The organism is Pseudomonas sp. (genome assembly GCF_049645325.1).
Classification (GTDB): domain Bacteria; phylum Pseudomonadota; class Gammaproteobacteria; order Pseudomonadales; family Pseudomonadaceae; genus Aquipseudomonas.
In genome coordinates, this window is sequence record NZ_JBARTQ010000024.1 from 1 (window position 1) to 1,906 (window position 1,906).

Annotated in this window: 1 protein-coding gene; it reads right to left on the bottom strand. The window is 62.0% G+C overall.

Going from position 1 to position 1,906, the window contains the following annotated elements:
- Positions 1-130: 130 nt before the first annotated feature.
- Complete coding sequence (locus WBB95_RS00820; RefSeq protein WP_424485861.1) at positions 131-1,654, bottom strand: fumarate hydratase; 1,524 nt, start codon at positions 1,652-1,654, stop codon at positions 131-133.
- Positions 1,655-1,906 lie beyond the last annotated feature (252 nt).

Genomic DNA, 1,906 nt, shown 5'->3' on the forward strand with positions numbered 1-1,906 from the left:
GCCCTAGGTGACGCCATCGCAGGCAAGCCAGCTCCCACATGACCGAGTTCGTCATTACAAAATGAGCAGGCCATAAAAAAGGCGACTGGGCCGTGGGGCCGCAGTCGCCTTTATCCTTGCCGCGAGGTGCTTACTGCACTTCTACCGCCAGGCTTTCACTGATCTTTTTCTGCCAGATGGCAGGACCGGTGATGTGGACGGATTCGCCCTTGCTGTCCACCGCAACGGTGACCGGCATGTCTTTCACGTCGAACTCGTAGATCGCTTCCATGCCCAGTTCGGCGAAAGCCACCACGCGCGACTTCTTGATGGCTTGCGCCACCAGGTACGCAGCGCCGCCGACAGCCATCAGGTACACAGCTTTGTGGTCCTTGATCGCCTCGATCGCGGTAGGGCCGCGCTCGGATTTGCCGATCATGCCCAACAGGCCGGTTTGCTCGAGGATCTGACGGGTGAACTTGTCCATCCGCGTCGCGGTGGTCGGGCCTGCCGGGCCAACCACTTCTTCGCGCACCGGATCAACCGGGCCGACGTAGTAGATAAAGCGACCCTTGAGGTCCACTGGCAGGGTTTCACCCTTGTTGAGCATCTCGACCATGCGCTTGTGCGCTGCGTCGCGACCGGTGAGCATCTTGCCGTTGAGCAACACGGTTTCGCCCGGCTTCCAGCTCTGCACGTCTTCCGGGGTCAGGGTGTCGAGGTTGACGCGGCGGGCCGATGGGCCGGCTTCCCAGACGATTTCCGGGTAGGCGTCCAGCGGTGGCGCTTCCAGCGACGCCGGGCCCGAACCGTCGAGCACGAAGTGCGCGTGACGGGTGGCGGCGCAGTTGGGGATCATGCACACCGGCAGCGAGGCGGCGTGGGTCGGGTAGTCCATGATCTTCACGTCGAGCACGGTGGTCAGGCCACCCAGGCCCTGGGCGCCGATGCCCAGTTGGTTGACCTTCTCGAACAGCTCCAGGCGCATCTCTTCGATACGGCTGGACGGGCCGCGCTTCTTCAGCTCGTGGATGTCGATGGATTCCATCAACACTTCCTTGGCCATCACCGCGGCTTTCTCGGCGGTGCCGCCGATGCCGATGCCGAGCATCCCCGGTGGGCACCAGCCGGCGCCCATGGTCGGAACGGTCTTCAATACCCAGTCAACGATCGAGTCGGACGGGTTGAGCATGGCCATTTTCGACTTGTTCTCGGAACCGCCGCCCTTGGCCGCCACGTCCACTTCCACGGTGTTACCCGGGACGATGGAATAGTGGATGACCGCCGGAGTGTTGTCCTTGGTGTTTCGACGTGCACCGGCCGGGTCGGCGAGGATCGAGGCCCGCAGGACGTTTTCCGGCAGGTTGTAGGCCTGGCGCACGCCCTGGTTGATCATGTCGTCCAGGCTCATGGTGGCGCCATCCCAGCGCACGTCCATGCCGACACGTACGAATACGGTGACGATGCCGGTGTCCTGGCAGATCGGGCGGTGGCCGGTGGCACACATGCGCGAGTTGATCAGGATCTGTGCCATGGAGTCACGGGCCGCTGGCGATTCTTCGCGCAGGTAGGCTTCGTGCATCGCCTGGATGAAGTCAACGGGGTGGTAATAGGAGATGAATTGCAGGGCGTCGGCAACGCTCTGAATCAGGTCGTCTTGCTTGATCACGGTCATGAGTCGCGCTCCTCTATAAGGGAACATTCAATAAAGGTGGCTTCAGTGTTGCATCGGTCGGCTGAAGCCACCTTTCCAAGGCACGCCAGTGGTGCCGGCGCGACGCTAAAAAGGCGCGGCAGTATAACCCGGCGCGGTGGCCGATACACCCGACGATGGTCATGAATGCCGATCTCTTGCATGAAGGTTAAACTCAGTGCGACGCTGATCAAAGGTGGGAGCGGGCTTGCTCGCGAAGACGGTGTGTCAGTC